This window comes from Endozoicomonas sp. ALE010 (assembly GCF_049310165.1).
Lineage (GTDB): Bacteria > Pseudomonadota > Gammaproteobacteria > Pseudomonadales > Endozoicomonadaceae > Endozoicomonas.
Genome location: NZ_JBLYNV010000138.1, coordinates 1 through 4,158 on the forward strand (window position 1 = coordinate 1; position 4,158 = coordinate 4,158).

Sequence of the window (4,158 nt, forward strand, 5' to 3'; positions counted from 1 at the left end):
CATATCGCCAACCTGCTGTGGGCAATGGCGAAACTGGCGGACAAAGTGCACAAACAGACACCAGGACTCAAAGAGGCCGTGGCCGCACTGTCGCCTCGCGGGAACGCACAGAAAGCTAACTTAAGACCACAGGAGATCGCCAACCTGCTGTGGGCCATGGCGAAACTGGTGGGCAGCGGGCTGGAGCGGGCACAAGGGCTTAAAGAGGCCGTGGCCGCACTGCTGCCCCGGGTGAACGCACAGAAAGACCACTTTAATCTCCATCATATCGCCAACCTGCTTTGGGCCATGGCGAAACTGGTAGGCAGCGGGCAAGAGCGGACACCAGAGTTCAACGAGGCTATAGTCGCTCTGCTACCCCACGTGAACGCACAGAAAGCTAATTTTAACCCACAGGAAATCACCAACCTGCTGTGGGCCATGGCAAAACTCGTCGACAACGGACAGACCTGGACACCAGAGTTCAAAGAGGCGGTGACTGCGCTGTTGCCCCACGTGAACGCACAGAAAGACCCATTTATTGCTCAGCATATCGCCAACCTGCTGTGGGCAATGGCGAAACTGGCGGACAAAGTGCACAAACAGACACCAGGACTCAAAGAGGCCGTGGCCGCACTGTTGCCTCGCGTGAACGCACAGAAAGCTAACTTAAGACCACAGGAGATCGCCAACCTGCTGTGGGCCATGGCGAAACTGGTGGACCACGGGCAGGAGCAGACACCAGAGTTCAATGAGGCCTTGACGGCGCTGTTGCCTCTCGTGAAGGCACAGAAAAACCAATGTAATGCCCAGGATATCGCCAACCTGCTGTGGGCCATGGCGAGTCTGGGCGAACTCATTGAGCTGAACATGGTCACCTCCACGTTCAAATCGCTTGTCGACCGAATCAGTGGCAACCCTCAGTTTTCTCAGCAAGCGATATTGATGTCGCTTTGGGGAGTAATGGTATGCTGTGCCAGGTTATCTCTGGTTCCCAATACCAGTAAAGGTAACGTGCTGGAAAAGCACATGGATGACCTGTTTATTCGCCTGGAAAATACATCCCCGGTCAATGAAGAGGATCAATACACCATTGCGATGGCCGCAAGTTGGCTTGGGAGGCCGTGTCCGTTCGTCCCCCATTACCATGCAATCGTTTCAAAACGTCAATCCGACTTCCGCAATCAACTCCAATCATGCATTCCATCTTTGAGGATTGAAGAAGAAAAGAGTCTGAATTCATTACCTCCGGTTGACCTGCTACTGCCAGATCACAATATGGTGATTGAAGTTCAGGGGCCCTTTCATTACGTGGGTGGTGATTTCAATACCAGGAATGGTTCGACACTGCTTAAAATCGCACTGTTGCAAAAAGCAGGATTTGAGGTCATTGAAATTCCGGTTAACAGGCTCTTGAATCAGGATTTAATGAAACCATACATTGATCAAATAAAAACCAGGATAGGCTGCCAGCCACAGGGACATGGCTCTGTATCACTTAAATGAACGTGGGCAGATGAGGCATAAGTTACTGCTATTAAAGCCAGGCAACCCTCAGATCACGGTTACTTGACTGTGAAAGAACATTCAGAGGAGCAAACCGGTAAACCGACAAAGAGGAAGAAAACCAACATCCAGTTAGCCATTTCAGCAAAATGAACTTTTGAACAAAACAGCAGTCTGCTTTTTATATTTTCATGAATTAAAGAAATATAAATGGATAGAAACTCTGCTGGTATCAGTGGCCAATACACAAGATCAAATAATGATTACAACCGACCGGATGACCATGCCGCTTCTTCAAGGCGTGTGCAATATAGACATGGCACCGTCGAACAGTGGGATAATCCCCTCCGTACTACCCCGCAGCGTAACGAATTTTACCACTCTTCTGACGCATGCTCTTCTCAAAATCTAATGTTCCGCTCAGTGAACTCTGCTCAAGATTTCAATGCCCTCATTAAACAAGAAGTAATGTATGATCTGGTGAGTAAATCGGGTCGTTTCGGTCATCGCTATGATGGGAGAAATCACGGTCGATATGCCAGTTCAATTAAAAAATACACATCAGCTGCTAAAAGACCGTTAAATCGAGCGGAACAAAGCCAGCTGATGCGTTTGCTGAAAAATTTCACAGCAACACGGAGCTGGAATTGGCGAAGCCTGACGACAACACTGCACTCATTTACTTCAGCGGGTGTTTTTACCCCCCATAACCCAATTGATAAGCGTGTTAAGCATACTCAAGTTGCCTTATTGTCAACGCTACTTGATGCAATAATATTCAAGTGCAACCAAAAAGCTGAAACCAGCTATATTGGTGCCCAGGGTGTCGCCAACCTACTGTGGGCCATGGCAAAACTGGTGGACAACGGGCCGGAGCGAAAACCAGGGCTCCACGAGGCTGTGGCCGCACTGTTGCCCCACATGCACGCACAGCAAGACCCATTTATTCCTCAGCATATTGCCAACCTGCTTTGGGCCATGGCGAAACTGGTGGACAACGGGCAGGAGCGGACACTGGGACTCAAAGAAGCCTTGTCCGCGCTGTTGACCCACGTGAACGCACAGAAAGCTAACTTTAAACCACAGGAAATAGCCAACCTGCTGTGGGCCATGGCGAAACTGGTGAACAACGGGCAGGAGCAGACACCAGAGCTCAACGAGGCTGTGGCATCGTTGTTACCCCTGGTGAACGCACAGAAAGACCAATTTATTCCACAGCATATCGCCAACCTGCTGTGGGCCATGGCGAAACTGGTGGACAACGGACAGGAGCTGACGCCATGGCTCAAAGGGGCCGTGGCCGTGCTGCTGCCCCTCGTGAACGCACAGAAAGCGAACTTTAAACCACAGGAAATCGCCAACCTGCTGTGGGCCATGGCGAAACTGGTGAACAACGGGCAGGAGCAGACGCCAGAGTTCAACGAGGCCGTGGCCGCGCTGTTGTCCCATGTGAACGCACATAAAGACCAATTTAATGCCCAGGAAATCGCCAACCTGCTATGGGCCATGGCGAAACTGGTGGATAACAGGCATGAGTTGACACCAGGGCTCAAAGAGTCTGTGGCCGCACTGTTGCCACACGTGAACGCAAAAAAAAACCAATTTATTCCTCAGTATGTCGCCAATCTGCTGTGGGCCATGGCAAAACTGGTGGACAACGGGCAGGAACAGACATCAGAACTCAACGAGGCCGTGGCCGCGCTGTTGCCACACGTGAAAGCACAGAAAGACCAATTTAATGCCCAGGGCATTACCAACCTGCTGTGGGCCATGGCGAAACTGGTGGATAACAGGCATGAGTTGACACCAGAACTCAACGAGGCCGTGGCCGCGCTGTTGCCCCACGTGAACGCAAAAAAAAACCAATTTATTCCTCAGCATATCGCCAACCTGCTGTGGGCCATGGCAAAACTGGTGGACAACGGGCAGGAACAGACACCAGAACTCAACGAGGCCGTGGCCGCGCTGTTGCCCCACGTGAACGCACAGAAAGCTAACTTTAACCCACAGGAAATCGTCAACCTGCTGTGGGCCATGGTGAAACTGGTGGACAACGGGCAGGAGCAAACACCAGAACTCATCGAGGCCGTGGCCGCGCTGTTGCCCCACGTGAACGCAAAAAAAAACCAATTTATTCCTCAGCATATCGCCAACCTGCTGTGGGCCATGGCGAAACTGGTGGGCAACGGGCAGAAGCGGACACCGGGGCTCAATGAGGCCGTGGCCATCCTATTGCCCGACGTGAACGCACAGAAAGCTCACTTTAAACCACAGGAAATCGCCAAACTGCTATGGGCCACGGCGAAACTGGTGGACAGCGGGCAGGAGCGGACACCGCTGCTCAAAGAGGCCGTGGCCGTGCTGTTGCCACAAGTGAACCCAGAGAAAGCTAACTTTAAACCACAGGAAATCGCCAACCTGCTGTGGGCCATGGCGAAACTGCTGGACAACGGGCAGAATAGGACACCAAAGCTTAAAGAGGCCGTGTCCGCGCTGTTGCCACATGTGAACGCACAGAAAGATAACTTTAAACCACAGGGTATCGCCAACCTGCTGTGGGCCATGGCGAAACTGGTGGACAACGGGCAGGAGCGGACACCAGAGTTTAACGAGGCCGTGGCCGCGCTGTTGCGCCACGTGAACACACAGAAAGCTAACTTTAAACCACAGGAA

2 protein-coding genes are annotated in these 4,158 nt (G+C 51.9%); both read left to right on the forward strand.

Going from position 1 to position 4,158, the window contains the following annotated elements:
- A partial coding sequence (locus ACO6UY_RS24045) for an RAP domain-containing protein (protein ID WP_422491564.1) occupies positions 1-1,485 on the forward strand: 1,485 nt, incomplete at its 5' end.
- A gap of 210 nt (positions 1,486-1,695) precedes the next feature.
- Positions 1,696-4,158 (forward strand): DUF1601 domain-containing protein (locus ACO6UY_RS24050; protein WP_422463532.1); only part of this gene is annotated, 2,463 nt, incomplete at its 3' end.